The organism is Pseudoalteromonas sp. AWM4_233 (assembly GCF_056158285.1).
The window spans coordinates 2,423,827-2,445,313 of record NZ_JBSWSZ010000001.1 but is presented as its reverse complement, the minus strand read 5'-3'; the positions used below and the strand labels follow the sequence as shown (position 1 = coordinate 2,445,313).

General features: G+C 42.3%; 13 protein-coding genes. 12 read left to right on the top strand and 1 reads right to left on the bottom strand.

Annotated elements, in window-relative coordinates; translation table 11 throughout:
• Positions 1-20 precede the first annotated feature (20 nt).
• The 12 genes from rlmD to ACXAC4_RS10825 all read left to right on the top strand — a co-directional run bounded on the left by rlmD (position 21) and on the right by ACXAC4_RS10825 (position 20,801).
• Positions 21-1,334: a 23S rRNA (uracil(1939)-C(5))-methyltransferase RlmD gene (gene rlmD / locus ACXAC4_RS10880; protein ID WP_475161408.1), complete on the top strand. Its 1,314-nt coding sequence runs from the start codon at positions 21-23 to the stop codon at positions 1,332-1,334.
• A gap of 5 nt (positions 1,335-1,339) precedes the next feature.
• A complete protein-coding gene (gene relA / locus ACXAC4_RS10875; protein ID WP_475161406.1) occupies positions 1,340-3,496 on the top strand; it encodes a GTP diphosphokinase in 2,157 nt (718 codons plus the stop codon).
• Between the two features lie 71 nt (positions 3,497-3,567).
• On the top strand, positions 3,568-4,368 hold the full coding sequence (gene mazG / locus ACXAC4_RS10870; RefSeq protein ID WP_475161403.1) for a nucleoside triphosphate pyrophosphohydrolase: 801 nt from the start codon (positions 3,568-3,570) through the stop codon (positions 4,366-4,368).
• Positions 4,369-4,533: 165 nt separating this feature from the next.
• On the top strand, positions 4,534-6,168 hold the full coding sequence (locus tag ACXAC4_RS10865) for a CTP synthase (RefSeq protein WP_058030295.1): 1,635 nt from the start codon (positions 4,534-4,536) through the stop codon (positions 6,166-6,168).
• Positions 6,169-6,397: 229 nt separating this feature from the next.
• Positions 6,398-7,690 carry a phosphopyruvate hydratase gene (gene eno, locus ACXAC4_RS10860; RefSeq protein ID WP_349286277.1) on the top strand — a complete coding sequence of 431 codons (1,293 nt, stop codon included), beginning with the start codon at positions 6,398-6,400 and terminating at the stop codon, positions 7,688-7,690.
• A gap of 136 nt (positions 7,691-7,826) precedes the next feature.
• Positions 7,827-8,957, top strand: a complete 1,131-nt coding sequence (locus ACXAC4_RS10855) for a sensor histidine kinase (RefSeq protein WP_475161396.1) — start codon at positions 7,827-7,829, stop codon at positions 8,955-8,957.
• On the top strand, positions 8,950-9,783 hold the full coding sequence (locus ACXAC4_RS10850) for a LytR/AlgR family response regulator transcription factor (protein WP_475161395.1): 834 nt from the start codon (positions 8,950-8,952) through the stop codon (positions 9,781-9,783). The genes ACXAC4_RS10855 and ACXAC4_RS10850 overlap by 8 nt, the downstream gene beginning before the upstream one ends.
• A gap of 393 nt (positions 9,784-10,176) precedes the next feature.
• Positions 10,177-12,843, top strand: coding sequence for a family 16 glycosylhydrolase (locus tag ACXAC4_RS10845; protein WP_475161391.1), 2,667 nt, complete (start codon positions 10,177-10,179; stop codon positions 12,841-12,843).
• A gap of 67 nt (positions 12,844-12,910) precedes the next feature.
• Positions 12,911-15,868: a TonB-dependent receptor gene (locus tag ACXAC4_RS10840; protein WP_475161386.1), complete on the top strand. Its 2,958-nt coding sequence runs from the start codon at positions 12,911-12,913 to the stop codon at positions 15,866-15,868.
• A 124-nt stretch (positions 15,869-15,992) separates the two neighbouring features.
• Positions 15,993-17,240, top strand: a complete 1,248-nt coding sequence (locus ACXAC4_RS10835; protein ID WP_475161380.1) for a sugar MFS transporter — start codon at positions 15,993-15,995, stop codon at positions 17,238-17,240.
• Between the two features lie 4 nt (positions 17,241-17,244).
• Positions 17,245-19,791 (top strand): glycoside hydrolase family 3 protein, encoded by a 2,547-nt coding sequence (locus tag ACXAC4_RS10830; RefSeq protein WP_475161378.1) that lies wholly within the window; start codon positions 17,245-17,247, stop codon positions 19,789-19,791.
• A 2-nt stretch (positions 19,792-19,793) separates the two neighbouring features.
• On the top strand, positions 19,794-20,801 hold the full coding sequence (locus tag ACXAC4_RS10825; protein WP_475161376.1) for a glucokinase: 1,008 nt from the start codon (positions 19,794-19,796) through the stop codon (positions 20,799-20,801).
• Between the two features lie 6 nt (positions 20,802-20,807).
• Here the strand turns inward: ACXAC4_RS10825 and mutH are convergent, their stop codons facing one another.
• Positions 20,808-21,482 carry a DNA mismatch repair endonuclease MutH gene (gene mutH, locus ACXAC4_RS10820; protein WP_475161375.1) on the bottom strand — a complete coding sequence of 225 codons (675 nt, stop codon included), beginning with the start codon at positions 21,480-21,482 and terminating at the stop codon, positions 20,808-20,810.
• Between the last annotated feature and the right edge of the window lie 5 nt (positions 21,483-21,487).

The window sequence follows — 21,487 nt, the reverse complement described above, 5'->3', positions numbered from 1 at the left end:
AAACATTAAGGGGCATTCGTATGGCACAGATATTTCGTGCTAAAAAAACGTCAAATAAAGGCAAAGTACTGACTTTGGATGTAAAGTCACTTGATCATCAAGGTCGAGGTGTTGCAAATCACAATGGTAAGGTGTGCTTCATTGATGGTGCATTACCAAACGAACAAGTAAAAGCACAAATTCTCGATGAAAAATCAAAGCTCATTGAAGCCAGACAAGTTAAAGTGCTTACACCAAGTGAAGAGCGTATCGAGCCTTTTTGCCAACATTATGGTGTGTGCGGTGGATGTCAGTTACAGCACCTAGAAGTGAACAGTCAAATCGCTCATAAACAACAAGCCGTTAGTAAACTATTTGAAAAGTTTGCAAAAGAAACGCATCTAGCTTGGCAACAAGCTATCACCAGTGATGATAAACATTACCGTCGCTCAGCCCGAATAGCTTGTATTACAGATAAAAAAAACAAGCAATTCAAACTGGGTTTTAGAGCGCAAAAAAGTAAGCAAATAGTTGAAGTCGATAGTTGCCCAGTTTTAAATGTTGCTTTTAAAGAAGTATTTGCGCAACTCAGACTTGCTATCACAGACAATGTAAAACTTCATTCAATTAGTCATGTGCAGCTTTGTGAAGCGGATAACGGTGTGTTTGTACTGATAAGGCATACCAAAGCCATTGATGACAATACGAAACAGACATTAATGACAGCGTTAAGCGACTTAGGTGTACAGGTTTTATGGGATGATGGAAAAGCACCTATTGCATACGCACAGATTCCAAATTATCAAGTTGATGGGGTTGAATTTGGCTTCCAACTGAATAACTTCATTCAAGTCAATGGTGAAGTGAATGAAAAAATGCTGATGCAATCATTAGATTGGTTGGCACTCAATGAACAAGACATCGTATTAGATTTGTTTTGCGGTATTGGTAACTTTTCTTTGCTTGCAGCCAAACATGCTAAGCACGTTGTAGGTGTTGAAGGGGTTGATAGCTCAGTACAAAGAGCCAAGTCAAATGCAGCACAAAATCAGCTTGAAAATGTCTCTTTTGAATGTTTTGACCTGACGGATGATATCTCAAGTGCCACGTGGTTCGATAAACAAGCGAATGTATTGATTTTAGACCCATCTCGTACTGGTGCTTATGAGGTATTGAAGCAATTACCACTTAAGCAGTTCGAAAAAATCCTCTATGTATCGTGCGATCCAGTTACTTTAGCGAGAGATAGTGCTTTAGTACTTGAAGCTGGCTTCACAATCAGTAAAGTGGGACTTATGAATATGTTTCCTCACACGGGGCATATAGAGACAATGGCGTTGTTCCAAAGGAGGTAATGCAGATGGTTGCAACCCGCCAATCACATCAAACTCATTTACCAGCCGATTTTTCGGCTCGGCTAGATCTTCTGAACCTGTCAGACGATAAACTCTCATATTTAGACCGAGCCCATGCTTTATGTCCTTCTGATGTGAATGCAACGACCTTGAATAAAGCCGTTGAGATGGTGGAAATCCTTGCGGAGTTGAATTTTGATCCTGAGTCTTTGGCATCCGCTTATTTAACGCCTTATTTTCTTGAAGGGTTAATCAGTTTTGATGATGTAAAAGAAGAACTCGGCGACAACGTTGCTTTGCTGTTGCAGGGCGTTGAGCAAATGGCGACAATCAGCATCTTAGCGCATCAGGGGAAAGGCAATGTACAGATTGATAACATTCGCCGTATGTTATTGGCGATGGTTGAAGATGTACGAGCGGTAGTTATTAAATTAGCTGAACAAATTTGTCATTTACGTGAAGTAAAAAACGCGGATGAAGAAGAGCGTGTCGTGACAGCAAAAGCCACTGCGAATATCTTTGCACCATTAGCTAACCGTTTAGGTATAGGTCAGCTTAAGTGGGAGCTTGAGGACTTATCATTCCGCTATCTTCACCCAGAAACTTATAAGCGTATTGCAAAGCAGCTATCTGATAAGCGCTTAGACCGTGAATCCTATATGGAAAACATGGTGAATCTGGTCTCTAGTAAACTAGCCGAAGCAGGCGTCAAAGCGCAGGTTTATGGTCGCCCGAAGCACATTTACAGCATCTATAAGAAGATGTCGCAAAAGAACTATGAATTTGACCAGCTTTTCGATATTCGAGCGATGCGCATCGTGGTTGATGAAATTCAAGACTGTTATGCAGCGCTTGGTATAGTACATACCAGTTGGCGTCATCTGCCAAAAGAGTTCGACGACTACGTTGCCACACCAAAACAAAACGGTTACCAGTCTATCCATACTGTGGTGTTTGGTCCTGAAGGTAAAACAGTCGAGATCCAAATTCGTACTGAAGAAATGCACCAAGATGCTGAGCTTGGCGTTGCAGCCCACTGGATGTATAAAGAAGGTGCTTTACCTGGGCGAGGCTCAGGTTATGAGCAGAAAATCAGTTGGTTGCGTAAGCTACTTCAATGGCAAGAAGAAGTGGTTGATGGCAGTGACTTAGCCGATGAGCTGAAAAACCAAGTGGTTGAAGACAGGGTTTACGTGTTCACTCCTAAAGGCGATATTTTTGACTTGCCACTAGGTGCGACGCCACTCGATTTTGCTTATTATATTCACTCTAATGTCGGCCACCGCTGCGTGGGTGCTAAAGTGTTTGGTAAAATAGTTCCGTTTACTTATAAGCTAAAAACCGGCGATCAGGTTGAAATTTTAACCCAGAAAAATCCAGCGCCAAGTCGTGATTGGTTAAGCCCAAGCCTAGGTTATATTTTCTCGTCTCGTGCTCGCAGTAAAATCCATCACTGGTTTAAGCAGCAAGACAGAGATAAAAACTTACAAGCGGGTAAAGAGATGCTAGATTCGCATTTATCGAAACTAGATCTTACCTATAAAGACTTAGAGCCTGCGGTTGAGCGTTTTAATTTTAGAGAGCTTGACGACTTAATGGTGGCATTGGGGGCGGGTGATGTTCGCATCAACCAATTCTTAAACTTTATCCAAGCTAAGCCTGAGCCTGAAGATACGTTAAAGATCACTGCTCGCAAAAAGGTGAAAGGCGATAAAAACGGTATTGTGGTCGATGGGGTGGGTAGCCTATTGAGCCATGTGGCCAAATGTTGTCAGCCAGTACCAGGCGATGAAATTGTAGGTTATATCACCCAAGGCCGTGGCATTGCAGTGCATCGTAGTGATTGTGAGTCGTTTGCACACATTTGCGAGCAACATCCTGAGCGTGAGATAGCTGTCAGTTGGTCAGATGATATTAAGTCATCTTATGCGTTGAACTTACGCATTGAGGCGCAGGACAGGCAAGGGCTTATTCGTGATATTAGCTCAGTATTGGCCAATGAAAAAGTGAATGTATTAAACATGAACTTGCAAACTAACTATGAGCAAAATATTGCAGTGTTCCTGATGCAAATAGAGGTTTCTAATCTGTCTTCAATGAATCGCTTGATCACTAAGTTGGTTCAAATTGATGGCGTATTTGAAGCAAAGCGACAGCATTAACCGCAAAAAATATCAATTTAATAAAGTCGGCATTTGCCGACTTTATTGTTTTAAAAATAAGTGTTTAAAAAATGAATCAAACTGAAATCGATAAATTGCTCAATATCATGCAAACACTTCGTGATCCTAAAAAAGGATGCGATTGGGATAAAGCCCAAACATTTAAAACCATTGTGCCGCATACTTTAGAAGAAGCCTATGAAGTGGCTGATGCCATAGAGCGCGACAATATGATGGACCTCAAAGATGAGTTGGGTGATTTATTGTTCCAAGTTATTTTTTATGCGCAAATGGCCAAAGAGCAAGGGCTGTTTGATTTCAACGAGGTGGTTGAAGGTTTAAACAATAAGCTAGTTCGCAGGCACCCACATGTATTTTCAGAGCAAAAAACATTAACTGATGAAGAGCTCGAGCAACAATGGCAGGCGATTAAAGATCAAGAAAAAGCCGCAAAGCAGAGTTCATCTGAGCAACCTCTATGGCATGACATTCCAAAAGTACTCCCTGCATTAACGCGTGCCAAAAAAGTACAAAAGCGCGCTGCAAACCTCGGTTTTGATTGGCCAGATTACCATGGGGCACTTGAAAAAGTATCTGAAGAAGTGGCTGAAGTGAGCGAAGCACTTGCAGAAAACCCTCAGTCCGATCACTCAGCTGAAGAAATAGGTGATCTACTGTTTGCGACAGTTAATGTGGCCCGCCATGCTAAACACGACCCCGAACAAATACTGAGAAACGCGACTGATAAATTTGTAGGCAGATTTGCCCAAGTTGAAGCCGTACTTAAACAACAAGGGAAAAGGCTAGAGTCGTCAAGCCTTGAAGAAATGGATGAGGCTTGGGAGCTTGTGAAGAAAAGCGCAAAAGAATAAGAGGGCATTAGGTAAATAATGAAGACGATTTTTTGAGGTCTTACTTGTCATTATTTAAAGCGCTAACACTAAATTTTTGTGGATTGATGCTAAGTGCTTTGCTATACTATCGCCCCGTCTTGATTCTTATTTAAAATTCCATTTTCCTGATATTCTAGGGTTCGCATGAGTACAAAATTTATCTTCGTAACGGGCGGGGTTGTTTCGTCTTTGGGTAAAGGTATTGCCGCAGCATCGTTGGCAGCAATATTAGAAGCCCGTGGCTTAAACGTAACTATTCTTAAGCTGGATCCTTATATCAATGTGGATCCGGGTACAATGAGCCCAATTCAGCACGGTGAAGTTTATGTAACTGAAGACGGTGCTGAAACTGACCTAGATTTAGGTCACTACGAGCGTTTCATTCGCACCAAAATGACAAAGCGCAACAACTTCACGCAAGGTCGTGTTTTTGAAGACGTGCTTCGTCGTGAGCGTAAAGGTGAATACCTAGGCGCGACAATTCAGGTAATTCCACATATCACTAATGACATCAAGCGCCGCGTAATTGAAGGTGCAGAAGGTTATGACATCGCGATCGTTGAGATTGGCGGTACTGTAGGTGATATCGAGTCACAACCGTTCTTAGAAGCGATTCGTCAGCTTGGTACAGAACTTGGTCGTGAACACGCATTATTCATGCACTTAACGTTAGTACCATTCCTTGGTGCTGCTGGTGAAGTTAAAACTAAGCCAACTCAGCACTCAGTAAAAGAACTTCGTTCTATTGGTATTCAACCAGATATTCTAGTTTGTCGTTCTAACTGTAAGCTGCCAGCTAACGAACGTGCAAAGATCGCACTTTTCACTAACGTAGAAGAAAAAGCGGTTATTTCACTTCAAGACGTAGACAGCATTTATAAGATCCCAGCGTTATTAAAATCACAAGATCTTGATAACCTAGTGTGTCGTCGTTTCTACATTGAAGCACCAGAAGCTGATTTAGCTGAGTGGGAACAGGTTCTTTATCAAGAGTCTAACCCAACTGGTGAAGTGACAATTGGTATGGTTGGTAAGTACATTGAACTACCAGATGCATACAAGTCAGTAAATGAAGCGTTAAAGCACGCGGGTCTTAAAAACCGTGTAACAGTCAACATTCAATACGTTGATTCACAAGATATCGAAAGCAAAGGTGTTGAGTTATTACAAGACTTAGACGCTATCTTAGTACCAGGTGGTTTCGGCGGCCGTGGTGTTGAAGGTAAAATCTTAGCGGCTAAATATGCACGTGAGAACAAAGTACCTTACCTTGGTATCTGTTTAGGTATGCAGGTTGCGCTAATTGAATATGCGCGTAACGTTGCAGGTCTTGAAGGTGCAAACTCAACAGAGTTCGATGCAGAATCAGCGCATCCAGTTGTTGGTCTAATCACTGAGTGGTTAGATTCAGAAGGTAACGTAGAAGTACGTGATGAAGCGTCTGATTTAGGTGGCACAATGCGTCTAGGTGCACAGCTTTGTCACTTAAAAGAAGGTTCAAAAGTTCGTGAAGTGTACGGCAATGCTGAAATCACAGAACGTCACCGTCACCGTTATGAGGTGAACAACAATTATATTGAGCGTCTTGAAAAAGCGGGCCTACACTTCACAGGCTTGTCTGAAGATAAGAAGCTCGTTGAAATTATCGAAAATAAAGATCACCCTTGGTTCATTGCAGCTCAGTTCCACCCTGAGTTCACCTCGACACCTCGTGATGGTCACCCGTTATTTGAAGGTTTTGTGGGTGCAGCATTTGCTCACCAGAAAGCTGAAAAATAATCTGGAGAAGCCGTGCGTTTGCACGGCTTTTTTGTCTCTAAACCAGCTACGTATTTTTTAATAATAGTTGGTGTGTAATAAACATTGCTGTGCAGCGTTATTTTTATTCAATTTAAACAATGCAGACCAATGGTTATTATGGGGTTAGGTAACAAGGTTATTTAATCCTATACAGGAAAATAGCTATCAATAAAACATTATCACCACTATGGGAATAAGAGGAATCAAGATGTCAAAAATCGTTAAAGTGATTGGTCGTGAGGTTATGGACTCTCGCGGTAACCCAACCGTTGAAGCTGATGTACATTTAGAGTCAGGCGCTTGGGGCCGTGCGTGTGCACCATCAGGTGCGTCTACAGGTACTCGCGAAGCACTTGAATTACGTGATGGTGATAAGTCACGCTACCTAGGTAAAGGCGTACTTACTGCTGTTAACTACATCAATAACGACATCGCATCAGCACTAGCTGGTAAAGACGCGACAGAGCAGCGCGTAATCGATCAAATCATGATTGACTTAGACGGCACTGAAAACAAAGAAAAATTAGGTGCAAACGCTATTCTAGCTGTATCTTTAGCAGTAGCTAAAGCAGCTGCAGAAGATAAAGGTGTTGCGTTATACGAGCACATCGCTGACATCAACGGTACTTCAGGTAAGTACTCAATGCCAGTACCTATGATGAATATCATCAACGGTGGTGAGCACGCTGATAACAACGTTGATATTCAAGAATTCATGATCCAGCCTGTTGGCGCGTCTAGCTTCCGTGAAGCACTTCGCATGGGTGCAGAAATCTTCCACAGCCTTAAGAAAGTACTTAATGCACGTGGTCTTAACACGGCAGTAGGTGATGAAGGTGGTTTTGCACCTGACCTTAAGTCAAACGAAGAAGCACTAGAAGTAATCGCTGAAGCTGTTGCAGCTGCAGGTTACGAGCTAAACAAAGACATCACACTTGCACTAGACTGTGCGGCGTCTGAGTTCTATGTTGACGGCAAATATGACCTGAAAGGTGAAGGTAAAGCATTCGACTCTGCAGGTTTTGCTGACTTCTTAGCAGATCTAGCTGCTCGTTACCCAATCGTTTCAATCGAAGACGGTCTTGACGAAAGTGACTGGGCTGGTTGGAAAGTATTAACTGATAAGATTGGTGACAAGGTTCAACTAGTTGGTGACGATTTATTCGTAACGAACACTAAGATCCTTAAGCGTGGTATCGATGAGAACATCGGTAACTCAATCCTTATCAAGTTTAACCAAATTGGTTCACTTACAGAAACACTTGAAGCAATTGCAATGGCACATGAAGCTGGCTTCACTGCGGTTATCTCTCACCGCTCAGGTGAAACTGAAGATGCGACTATTGCTGATTTAGCAGTTGCAACTTCTGCAGGCCAGATCAAGACTGGTTCACTATGTCGTTCAGACCGTGTAGCTAAGTACAACCAACTTCTTCGTATCGAAGAGGCGTTAGGTGACAAAGCTGTTTACAACGGTCGTAGCGAAATCAAAGGTCAGTAATTTTTAACTGATTTTATAAAAGCCGCCTAAAAAGGCGGCTTTTTTGTGCCTGTGTTTTATACATTTCGCTTTTCTGCTTGCCTATTTATTTCTATTGAATAAAGTAATTAAAGAAGAATGATAAATAGAGCACGTTTTGAACGTTTTCAATAAAGCCCATCTTACAGACAGCAATCCGCTAGAATTAGAATCTTCCGCTTTTAAAAGGTTGTCTAAGCAATTTTGGAGCTTACAGATAGGTGGCTGGCTTGGTTACATGCTTGTGGTTTTTATTGCCATTATTCGTCCGCAATTTGATTCTCCCGATTTTAACCTAGTTGGTCAGATAATTAACTTAATTGTCGAAACACTCAGTGGTTTTTGTCTTTCCTTATTGCAGTGGTTGTTTATTCAAAGAGTTATTCACAATACTTTGAAGCAAACTTTAATAATGAGTTTTTCATCGGCTGCAGTGCTTGGTTTACTGTATAACATTATTAAGCTAGGTAGTTACAAAGTAATAGTACATAGCCAGCAGTGGAATGAAGCATGGAATATGCTTGAATTCGGTGGTTGGTTATTGTTCTCTTTAGCAACCATGTTTGTGTGGACGTCAATCTTCTTCATTATGCTTTACAACAGCAAGTTACAAAGAGAGCATGAACAATTATTAAGAGCGCAGACTTTGGCTAAAGACGCGCAACTCGAAATGTTACGTTATCAGCTCAATCCGCATTTTATGTTTAACACAATGAATGCGATTTCGACGCTGATCTTAAAAGAAGAAAACGACACAGCGTCAGAGATGTTAGACAAATTATGTGACTTTTTCCGACATTCTTTAGAAGCGACAAAACAGAGTAACAGTTCAATGAAAGACGAATTGGAGTTATTAAAACTTTATTTGTCGATTGAAAAGGTCCGGTTTGGTAAACGCCTTAAAGTAAACTTTGACGTAGATAAAGACGTAAAGCATTGTGTACTGCCCAATATGCTTTGTCAGCCCATTATCGAAAACGCGGTTAAGTATGCGGTAGAGCCAAGCAAAGAAGGTGCTGAGATCACTTTTAAGGCATATAAAAGCGACGAGAGTTTAATAATTAAAATAATGGATACAGGTCAAGCTGTAAAAGAATTACACAGTAAAGGGTTTGGAATAGGTTTGCAAAATACCCGCTCTAGATTAGATGTGATGTTCAATGGCGAGTGTGAGGTGACTTTGACACCTAATCAGGAAAGAGGAAGCACAGTGACGATGACGATGCCTTATGAGGTGAATAATGACTAAACAGTTAACGGCTGTAATTGTTGATGATGAACCATTAGCCCTCGAGGGACTATGTCTTCGTCTGGCGAAAATTCCTGAAATAAAAGTAATTGGTCAGGCTGAAAATGGCGACGAAGCCATCAAGCTTTGTCAAACTTTAGAGCCTGACGTGTTATTTTTAGACTTACAGTTGCCCGGGTTGAATGGCATTGAAGTAGTTCAGGCAATGCAGTCTGATACCTTGCCTATGATAGTGTTTGTCAGTGCTTATAGTGAGTATGCTATTGAAGCATTTGAGCTTAATGCCATTGATTATGTGCTTAAGCCTGCCAATTTAGGTCGCTTGCAAAAAACGGTATCGAGAATACTTGAGCGACAAAACCCCCATCAAGCCGAAAAAGAAAAATTTAAACTGCTTAATGCATTAGGAGAAACCTCAGGCATCGAAGTAAGTGAATTAGAAGAGTGGCTAGAAACCGATGAGCCCCTTCCTATCTCTATCAATCAAGAGATAGTGATAAAGAACAGCGATAATGAAAAAGTGCTCGTTCCAGTTAAAGAAATAAAATGGGTGGATGCGGCGGGTGATTATATGTGTGTCCACACCGAAAAAGACACCCATGTATTACGGATCACCATGAAGAAATTACAGTCATTATTAGATGAAAAACAGTTCGCACGAATTCATAAATCGACCATAATTAATTTAAATCACGTTATAAGCATCAAGCCGCTTCGAAATAACGAGAGTATTGTTACTTTGAATGACGATATTGAGCTAAAAGTCAGCCGAAATTACAGCCCAGTTTTGCAAAATTTTATTGCGGAAAAGCCAGTTATAAACTAAGCCTGATTTCACACTCACCTAACATATAATACTTGAACTGCATCAGTTCAAAGCAACTCATCAAATAAGTGCGCCAATATGGCGCACGACCCTAATATAAAAACACTTCATTAACCCAAGCAACAAAAGGCTTACACGTTTCGTCGTAATTTTGTTTCGTTTTGTCGCGCACTATTTTGACGCATGTCACGGGCGTCTCAGCTCTATTTCATGATAACGAATCTGCATTGTAACAATGAGGTTAATGGAACAGGATAAAGTCAGGCGCAGTTTACATGCTTGTCTGTTTACTGCACACCATGCGCAATTTATGAGAAATCATCAATAATAAGATATTAAAACTTACCTCATGAATTGTTATGACAACAAAGTCGCATATTTGGAACACACATTATGATAAAAGTTGCAAAGCATTTTTCACATGTTGGTGCCTTAATCGCAGTATCTACCTTAGTGGGATGCGGCGGTGGTGCTGAGACGAAAACAGATCCAACAACAATCAATCCTCAAGCACCAGTGAGTGATTGGAAGTTAGTTTGGAGTGATGAGTTTGACGGCACATCAATCGATGGTCAAAAATGGACTCATGAGGTTAATTGTTTAGGCGGTGGTAACGCCGAGAAACAGTGCTACACAGAAGATGAAGCAAACTCTTTTGTCAGTGACGGTACGCTGAAAATCGTTGCGTTACCTGCCGCTGAAGGTGCACAACAGCCTTATACCTCAGCAAGAATGGTTACCAAAAATAAAGCTGATTTTAAATATGGCCGCTTTGAGATCCGTGCAAAGCTACCAAGTGGTCAAGGTAGTTGGCCTGCATTTTGGTTACTTCCGACTGATGAATTGTATGGTGGTTGGCCAAAATCTGGTGAAATCGACATTGTTGAAGCGGTAAATTTAAAAGCCAAAGATGCCGATGGCAACCCAGAGAGCCACGTATATGGCACACTGCATTATGGTAAAGATTGGCCTGATAATGTGAATTCGGGCAAAGCGTACAAATTACCAGATGCTGCTAACCCAGCTGATGATTTCCATACGTATGCAATTGAGTGGCAAGAAGGTGAGATCCGTTGGTATGTGGATGATTATCTATATGCAACACAGCGACGCTCTGAAATTCGTACTAACTCAAAAGGCGAAACGGTTGGTCTAAAACACCGTGGTTGGTTTGCTGAATATTTTGACCAAGTAAGCGGCGAGTTAACGACTCATTATAGTAATGCGCCATATGACCAAGAATTCCATATGTTATTGAACTTTGCAGTAGGTGGAAATTGGCCTGAAAACGTCAACGAGACAGGTGTTGATGCAAGCGCGTTTGAGAATGGTCAAACATTCGAAATCGACTTTGTACGTGTTTATCAATGTCAGCAGAATGTTGATACAGGTAAAGGATGTGAAACGGTTCGTGCAGGCTATGATTCAATAGACGATGCTCTAGTAGAAGGTAAAGCACCCATTCCATCACCGCCATCAACTGGCGTTGCTCAAAATTTAACAATTTTTGATGGTTCGTTTAATCCTAACTGGCCAGCATGGGATTGTTGTGGCGGCTCAACACCACAAGTTGTTGAAGATGAAATGAAAGGCAATGTGGTTGAGTTTGTTGTCGGTGCAGAGCCAACAGTAAATGGTTTTATCACACGAGAGGCATTTATTACTGACGAAGCGGGCAAACCATCGCCATTTGATGCATCGCCAATGATTGAAACAGGCAAGCTTAGTTTCGACATGAAGATAGTAACTGCACCGAATAATGCAGATTCGACTTGGATGCTTAAGTTAGAAAGCTCAGAAGGCACAACAGCGATTGAAATCCCTCTTTCACAAAATATATCAGGTACTGAGCCTGTAGTTGGACAGTGGCAAACCTTTGAGTTTTCTCTTCAAGCACTAGCAGATGGTGGTCTTGATCTAAGTGCCATTGATGTTGTTATGATTTTTCCTGCTTGGGGCACCGGCGAAGGGGCACAGTATCGTATAGCTAATTTAAAAATTGAGGATTCAGGCACTGCTGCTTCACCTAAGCTAACAATTTTTGAAAATGATCAAAATCCAAGCTGGCCGTTATGGGACTGTTGTGGTGGTTCAACACCTACAGTTGAGCTGGATGATGATTCGCATGGCAATGTAGCTGAATTTAAAATTGGTGATTCACCGACGGTAATGGGCTTTATTTCTCGTGCTGACAATATACTTGATGGTGGTTCAGTGAGCCCGTTCGATGCGACATCAATTCTGTCAAACGGTGTGATCGAATTTGAAATGAAAATCACTAATGCACCTGATAATGCCGAGGCTCCTTGGTTATTTAAAGTTGAGTCAGTGGATGCTGCATCATTTGCTGAAGTAGATTTATCAACCAGTGTGGAGCAAGCCGCACCTGTTGTGGGTGAGTGGCAAAAGTATACATTTAAATTATCTGACTTAGCGAATGCAGGTTTAGATGTAAGCGCAATTGATGTGTTAATGATTTTCCCTGCATGGGGTCAAGGTGCCGGTGCGATTTACCGTGTTGATAATGTGAAAATATACGATCCAAATGCGTCTGATGCATTCATGGGACATGTATTATTTGCTGATGATGTGAAAGAAAAGTGGTCGCTTTGGGATTGCTGCGGCGGTTCTACGCCAACGCTCGAAAACGACGATACAGCACATGGTATGACAGCTGAGTTTAAAGTGGGTGCAGAGCCTACCGTTCTTGGCTTATTTGCTGAAGATGAACACTTTATTGATGCATCAGCGTTGTTTGAAACTGGCGTTGTACAATTTGAGCTAAAAGTAGTAACAGCACCAAATAATGCAGACGCAGCTTGGTTATTTAAAATTGAATCACTGGGTGCGAGCAGCTTTGCTGAATTACCTTTAAGCAGCAGCCAAGAAGGCAAAGCACCTGTGGTCGGTGAATGGCAAACATACACCTATTCATTAAAAGATTTATCAGATGCTGGTTTAGATATCAGTGCCATCGATATCTTAATGTTCTTCCCTGCTTGGGGAGCGGGAGAGGGTGCGGTTTATCGCGTAGATAACGTGATGATCAAAGCACTTTAACACTAACCGATAAGGTCGAGCGTGCTTGTTCACGCTCCTCACTGAGCAAGATTTTAGTAGGGTAATTATGAACACATTCAAATTCCAACAATCAAAAATCGCACTTTATGTATGTGCGGCATTAAGCACAGGCTTTACAGCCAACGTGTTTGCGAACGAAGCAGATAAAGAAAAAGACGTAGAAGTCATTGAAGTACGAGGCATCAAAGGCAGTTTGATCCGCTCGATGAATGTAAAGCGTGATATGTCGGGTGTTGTTGATGCTATTTCAGCTGAAGAAATGGGTAAGTTTCCAGATACTAACTTGGCTGAGTCACTACAACGTATTACGGGTGTTGCAGTTAGCCGAAGTAATGGTGAAGGTAGCCAAATCACGGTACGTGGTTTCGGTCCTGACTTTAACCTAGTAACTTTAAATGGTCGTCAAATGCCTGGTACGGGTAATACTCGCTCTTATAGCTTTGAAAATTTATCTTCAAGCGGTGTGTCTGCATTAGAAGTCTATAAAACAGCGCGAGCTGACAACCCAACAGGTGGTTTGGGTGCAACGGTCAACATTGTGACTGCAAAACCTCTTAACAGCGCAACAGAGAAGTTTTCGGTTTCGGCTAAGGCTATTCATGATTCATCAAATGAAGCGGGTGAGGATGTCACCCCTGAGTTCTCAGCACTTTATTCAAACACATATCTAGATGATACAGTGGGCTTTGCCATTTCTTTTAACCATCATCGTCGTGATTTTCAACAGCAAGGGGCTAATATTCAAGGTTGGCAAGCAAATGTCGATTTACCTAGCAATTTAGATGAAGATAAAGTAGTCGATCCTCGTCCTCTAGACGCTGATGGCAACCGTGTTGGTAACCACTTCTTCCCGCGAGATATGAACTATGGTATTGCCGATTTTCAACGAGAGCGCACCAATGGGCATGTAGTTTTCCAATATGCACCAGTTGATGACATGGTATTCACATTAGACTATGTTGGTACCAAAGCTGTAACAGGTATGAACTCTATCGGTTGGGGTATGTGGAACGACTATGGTGGCAATATCAATGCGTATGAGCTAGATGAAAATGGCACCGTTATTTATGCAGATATCGGCGGTAATGATGGTTCTTTTACAGCCTCTCGTGCGACAACAGAAGTAGAAGAGCGCTCTTTAGGCTTTAACTTTGATTGGCAAGTGACAGATTCTTTGAAGCTGACCTTGGACTACCATGATTCTCAAAGCGAGACAGATAATGGTGCAGACAAAGGCTTAGGCAGCCATGGTTCATTAGTTTTAGGATCAGACCAGCTTATTACAAAAATGTACGACTATCGTACCGGTGAAGTACCTCACGCGAATATCCTTTGGAAAAATGGTACAAACGAATTGCTAGCCAGTGAAATGGATTCACACTTTAGTCAATTTATTCATTCTCCTGGTAAAGCAACTGTTGATCAGATTCAATTAGACGGTGTTTGGGATGTTTACTATGACGATATTGGCTTAGTAAATATTCAATTTGGTGTTGCACGTACCGAACAGGAAATGAGTGGTTCTAATGCTTGGAGTGGCTTAATTGGTGGCTTTTTGTTTAACCCTTCTTGGCCTGAAATGTTCCCAGATGGCATGTTCACTAAACACGATACCAGCGATTTCTTAGATGCCTTTGCTGGTGGTGGCAGTGATTTAAATCCGCATTATTATTACACCTTCGACTTTGATGAAGTTGTAGCACGCTCTGAAGCGTTTTTAACCAATGAATTGTTAGGTGGTGACGATTACTTCGCAACAACCGCATATCACGATTTGGGTACTTTCTCGAAGGGCTCGGTTACAGAAGAAACCACCAGTATTTATTTATCAAGTTTCTGGGAGTTTGAAGTTGCAGATTTTCCTGTGCAGTTAAATGCAGGTGTACGTTACGAAGAAACAGACGTAACCAGTGATGTATTCCAACCAGTTCCAACTTCAGTTTGGTGGAAAGGCGGCAGTGAATGGCATACTCAATACCTCCCAGGTGAAAACAACACACTCACGCTAACTGGTGAACATGATGTGTTTTTGCCTATGCTTGATATTAAAGTGGAGTTAACCGACGACTTAGTGTCACGTGTTTCTTGGGGTAAAACCATTTCGCGTGCGCCTTTAGGCGATTTAGCAGGCGGTCGTAGCCTATCTGGTAGTCCAAAAATTGGCTCGCGCAACGCGAGTGAAGGTAACACTAACTTGTTACCATTTGAGTCTACAAATTTTGACTTAAGCTTAGAGTACTATTACGCAGAAGGCAGCTACGCGGCGATTGGTTATTTTGATAAATCGGTTAAAAACTTCATTGGTAGCCAAATTGTGTCTACTACTATTGAAGGCTTTAATGACATTTACAAAGGCCCTCGTTGGAACCAAGCAGTTGCTGATATTGAAGGTCGAGGAGAGCAAGCTACCAATGATGCTATTTTTGCTCAAATGCAAGCGAATGGTTCAACATTAAACGAGCAAGGCTATATCACACCAAACGCGGATGATCCTTTGATGGTATGGGACATCACTCGTCCATTTAATGCGCCAGATACTAAGTCAGTAGATGGTATTGAAGTTGCTGTTCAGCACCTAATAGGTGAGACAGGTTTTGGCGTAGGCGTGAATGCGACTTTCGTAAACGGTGATGTTGAATTCGATGTAAACAGTTTAGACCAGCAAACCCCATTAACGGGTTTGAGCGATTCAGCAAACTTCCAAGCTTTCTATGAAAAAGACGGGCTATCAATCAAGTTAACTTATGCATGGCGTGATGAATACTTGATTGGTGTTGGTCAAGATCAGGGCTCTTCAGATAACCCACCACAATTTGCTAAGGCATTTGGACAGTGGGATATGAGTGTGAACTATGATCTGAACGACCAAGTGACGGTGTTCTTTGAAGGCATCAACTTGAATAACGAAACAGAGCAAGGCTATGGACGTTACGAGCGTCAGTTCTTATTTGCAAGAGAATATGGCCCTCGTTATGCGGTAGGTGTTCGTTATTCGTTCAATTAATTCAATATAACTCATAACAAGTGCTTACCTCATTTTTGAGGTAAGCCATTCAAGATTAATTAAAACTCAGGTGCTAGCAACCTCTATATGCGAGCGCTCGGGTTTGGCATGCTGGAATATGACTATGGCAAGCTCTATAGGTACTTTTGATACAAACAATCAGGTTGAACAACCGCAGAATAATACTTTTGCGTTGATCACCTTAACCACTTTGTTTTTTATGTGGGGGTTTATTACCTGTCTAAATGACATTTTAATTCCTTATTTAAAAAACGCTTTCTCCCTCACTTACACTCAAGCCATGCTAGTGCAATTTTGCTTCTTTGGCGCTTATTTTATCGTGTCGATCCCTGCAGGCACTTTAGTGAGTAAAATTGGCTTTAAAAAGGGCATAATAACGGGCCTTGCAATAGCCAGTCTTGGGTGCTTTTTATTTTATCCTGCCGCGGCTTTGGGCGTGTATGCCTTATTCTTAGGGGCGCTATTTGTACTTGCCGCGGGAATCACGGTATTACAAGTGTCTGCTAACCCTTTTGTCAGTGCACTTGGGCCTGCAAAAACCGCTTCTTCACGTTTGACTATGACGCAAGCGTTTAACTCTTTAGGTACAACCGTCGCGCCATTTTTTGGTGCTTGGCTGATTTTCTCAGAGACCAATGCAGCTGCGCAAACTGATGCGACAGCGGTTCAGATCCCTTACTTATTTTTAGCACTGACGCTATTGGCTTTGGCAGTGGTATTTGCATTTATTAAGTTGCCTGAGCTGGGTAAAAGTGAACAATCAACTCCGTCAATTCAAACCGCACTGAAATATACCCACCTTAAACTCGGCGCAATTGGCATCTTTTTATATGTAGGTGCGGAAGTCGCCATTGGTAGTTTTTTAGTTAACTTTTTACACGACCCAAATATTGCTGGTTTGAATGAAGCGCAAGCCGCTAAGTTAATCGCCTACTACTGGGGCGGTGCCATGATTGGTCGCTTTATCGGTGCTGTTGTGATGCAAAAAATCGCAGCGGGTAAAGTACTGGCATTCAATGCTGTGATGGCCATTGTCTTGCTTGTGGTTGCAGTGATGTCAGACGGCGCTGTGGCGAAGTGGTCAATTTTGGCTGTCGGTTTATTCAATTCAATCATGTTCCCAACCATCTTCAGTTTAGCAATCAATAAATTAGGCGATGCAGCGAGTCATGGCGCAGGCTTACTTTGTCTTGCCATTGTTGGTGGTGCAATCGTGCCATTATTCCAAGGCATGCTTGCCGATGTCGTCGGTGTTCAACTGTCTTTCTTATTGCCAGCACTGTGTTATGTGTTCATTGGCTACTTCGGCTTAAAAGGCCATAAACCTGTAAATAGCTCTTCTGAGAGGTAATAAAATGAAGCGTTTAAAGAAATCATTAGTTGCAGTGATGGTCACAGGTTTGTTGGCATCATGTGCAAAACAAAATGACACTGTTGAAGTAGAAAAGTCTGGTTTAGATATTTGGCCGACAATTAACTCTGAAGTTAAAAAAGACCCAGAGATTGAGCGTAAAGTTGCTGAACTACTAGTAAAAATGACGTTAGAGCAAAAAATAGCGCAAATGATCCAACCTGAGATCCGCGACATCACCGTAGAAGATATGCGTCGCTATGGCTTTGGTTCATACCTCAATGGTGGTGGTGCATTTCCAAATAACAATAAACATTCCAGTGTGAAAGATTGGGTTGATTTAGCAGAGGCGATGTATCAGGCATCGGTTGATGACTCGCTTGATGGCATCAACATTCCAACCATGTGGGGTACAGATGCAGTGCACGGCCACAACAATGTGATTGGCGCGACGCTGTTCCCGCACAACATAGGTTTAGGTGCGGCAAATAATCCAGACTTGATTGTAAAAATTGCCGAAGTGACCGCAAAAGAAGTGATGGCAACCGGTATCGATTGGGTGTTCGCGCCTACTGTTGCAACAGTTCGCGATGATAGATGGGGTCGAACTTATGAGGGTTACTCTGAAGATCCTGAAATAGTGAAAGAGTATGCTGCAGCGATTGTTCATGGGTTACAGGGTACACAAGGCGATAATTTCTTAGGTGACGATCGTGTTATTAGCACGGTTAAGCACTTTGTGGGTGACGGCGGTACGGTAAAAGGCGACGACCAAGGTAATAACATCGACTCAGAGTTGGATTTATTTAACATTCACTCGCAAGGGTATGTGGGCGGTTTGACTGCGGGTGCACAGTCTGTAATGGCGTCTTTCAATAGCTGGAATGGTGAGAAAATTCACGGTAATAAGTACCTGCTTACCGATGTCTTAAAAGACAAAATGGGTTTTGATGGCTTTGTGGTTGGTGACTGGAACGGCCATGGTCAGATCAAAGGGTGTAGCAACCATGACTGTCCGCAAGCGGTGAATGCAGGTCTTGATGTGTACATGGTACCAACGGATGCATGGAAACCCTTGATGGAAAACACCATCAAGCAAGTGCGTGCTGGAGTTATTCCAATGTCACGCATTGACGATGCGGTAACGCGTATTTTACGTGTGAAATTCCGTGCAGGCTTATTCGATAAAGCAAGTCCTGCAAATCGTCCATATGCCAATAAAACAGAGTTGATCGGTCATACTGAGCACCGTGAAGTTGCAAAGCAAGCGGTACGAGAATCTTTGGTATTACTCAAAAATAACGATAGTTTGCTGCCACTTTCACCTAAGCAGAATATTCTGATTGCGGGCGATGCGGCGAACAATATTGGTAAGCAATCAGGTGGCTGGACAATTACTTGGCAAGGCACCAACAATGAAAACGCCGACTTTCCTGGTGGCTCTTCAATCTACGACGGTCTTGCCGAACAAATCAAAGCTGCTGGTGGCAAGGTTACGCTTAGCGAAGATGGTAGTTTTGAAAACAAACCTGATGTTGCCATTGTGGTGTTTGGTGAAGAGCCATACGCGGAAGGCCATGGTGATAAAGAAAATCTCGTATATCAACAAGGTGATAAACGTGATTTAGCCTTATTACAAAAGTTAAAAGCGCAAGGTATACCGGTCATTTCAGTGTTTATCAGTGGCCGTCCACTTTGGGTCAATCCAGAGTTGAATAGCAGTGATGCTTTTGTCGCTGCTTGGCTACCGGGCTCTGAAGGCGATGCAGTTGCAGATGTGCTGCTGACAGATAAAGCGGGTAAGGTGCAAAATGACTTTAAAGGTAAATTGTCATTCTCTTGGCCTAGTCACCCAAGTAAGCCGGTAAATCGCTTTGACACCGATTATGCACCATTACTGCCTTATGGCTTTGGTTTGCAGTACGGTGATAAGTCTGTGTTATCAAATAGCTTGAGTGAAAAAGTTGAGCTTGATAACGGTACAGATGCAAACAGCTATGTATTCAAAGGGAAGATTTTCGCGCCTTGGCAAATGCGTTTGTTCTCAGAGGCAAACAATCAAGCTGTGATGTCGAGCAGTATCGCTCTAAAAGGCCTTGAGTACCGCACAATCGATAAACATATCCAAGAAGATGCATTCAAACTGGTTTGGACAGGCCTTGAAAATGCGGGTATGGAGTTTGTCAGCAAAAGTTGGTTTAGAGAAGACTTATCTATGATGCAAGCTAGCAATGCCGCGTTAGTGATTGAGATCATGCGTGATGGCCTTGCAGAGCAGCCTGTGATCATTTCGAGTCATTGTGAAAGCGAAGGCGATAAACCTGGTAGCTGTCGAGCACAGGTAGACATCACAGAGCAGCTGAATAGATTACCAGACACGCAATGGCAGAATTTATCAATTGACTTAAATTGCTTTGCTAAGCAAGGTTTGAAATATAGCCAAGTGATTATGCCATTTGCAATTTCTACAAGCGGTAAGGCAAATCTATCTATCAGTGACATTCACTTTGCGCCTGAGCAAGGTAAGTCCGCAAGCATTCAGTGTGAGTGATTATGGATAATGTAACTGAAATTAGACTTGTTGCGGATATTGGTGGTACCAATATCCGCATTGCGCAAGCAACGAAAGACAACCAGTTATCGCATGTCAGCACGTATAAATGTGCTGACTTTGCTGAACTGTCAGATGTGCTTAAGTTGTATATTGCTGAACAAGAAATCGCAGATAAGGCTTTACATGCTTGTCTTGCGATTGCCTGTCCGACCGATGAAGATTGGATCTCAATGACAAACTTGCCATGGGCGTTTTCGCAAACTGCGCTTAAGGCAGAGTTGGGCTTACAAAGCTTGTATTTAATTAATGACTACAAAGCCATCGCGATGTCAGTACCTTTTTTAAATGATGAGCAAAAGTGTCATATTCGAGGGCCACAGCAGGGCAGAGCTAATAGCACCATTTCGATTTGTGGGCCAGGTACTGGGCTTGGGGTTGCGACCCTCACACCGGTTACAATGCAAGGCAATCATTTCTGGCATTGTATTAACTCAGAGGGCGGGCATATTGATTTTGCGCCGGTAGATGAGCTGGACTTGATCATTTTCAACTACCTCGATAGCAGAAAACCACGGATCTCTTATGAGCAACTATTATCAGGCTATGGGTTAGAGCAGATCTATAGTGCGATTGTAGATTACCAAAACACTATAGAGGGGAGTCATGCTGCGGTACACAAAACCAGTTTGAGCGCGGCTGAGATTTCGCATAATGCTATTACAGTAAATTGTGGTTTATGTCGTTTGGCACTTCAACAATTTTGTAAAGCGCTAGGCAGCTTTGCAGGTAATCTTGCATTACTTAATAGTAGCTTTGGTGGGATCTATATCGCTGGAGGTATTGTGCCTAGGTTCATCGAATTTTTAAAACAAGGTGACTTTGGCGAACGTTTTATTGCAAAAGGGCGCCTTTCTCATATTGCGGAGCAGACACCTGTGTTTGTGATCACAGAGCCACAACCGGGCTTGTTAGGCGCGGCTGTATTCTTGAATCAGGAAATAACCTAGCTGAGCTTAAAGCCCAAACTGTTTCGCTAGGATCTGTGTAGTAAACGGAATTTTTAAATAATAGCCGCGTGGCAAAGTTTGCGTCATTGTTCCGTTTGGCCCAATGACATCAGTTAACGCTTTGCTGTTCGCGGCTTTTGGCCTAATTTGCATCACCTCACCTAAATGGCCTGATATTTCATCTATGCGGCCAAGTGCAATCAACTCCATTTGTTCTTCCCAGTCTCTTTGTAATTGCTGCTCTTGTGCCAAGCTTGGTTGCCATAAAAAACCAGAGCCTATAGTTCTATCTATGGGTTGAATGGTTTTTTCAGCTAAAATGGGCAGCCATAAAACATGGGTGAGCTTTTTCTTTACGGTACTCGATTGCCAAGTTATCCCAGTGAGGTTAGTGAGCGGAACAACCGATACATAAGTCGTTTCAAGTGGTTTGCCATTAAAGCCTATAGGTATGGTTTTAAGCTCGATGCCTAAGTGCTCAAAGTCAGGAACTGGTTTTGAGCCTGCGGTGGCACCCAGTACATATTCTAATAATTGACCTTGCCAGCCTTTTTCACGTAATAAATGTTCTGGGGTTTTAAAGTTAAAGTCAGCCGCAATCTCGCCTAAGGTTAGCCCTGCAATTTGTTCAACGCGTTGCATGAGTTCATTAATGGTGAGTGGCGGAGAAGGTTTTAGCATTGAAA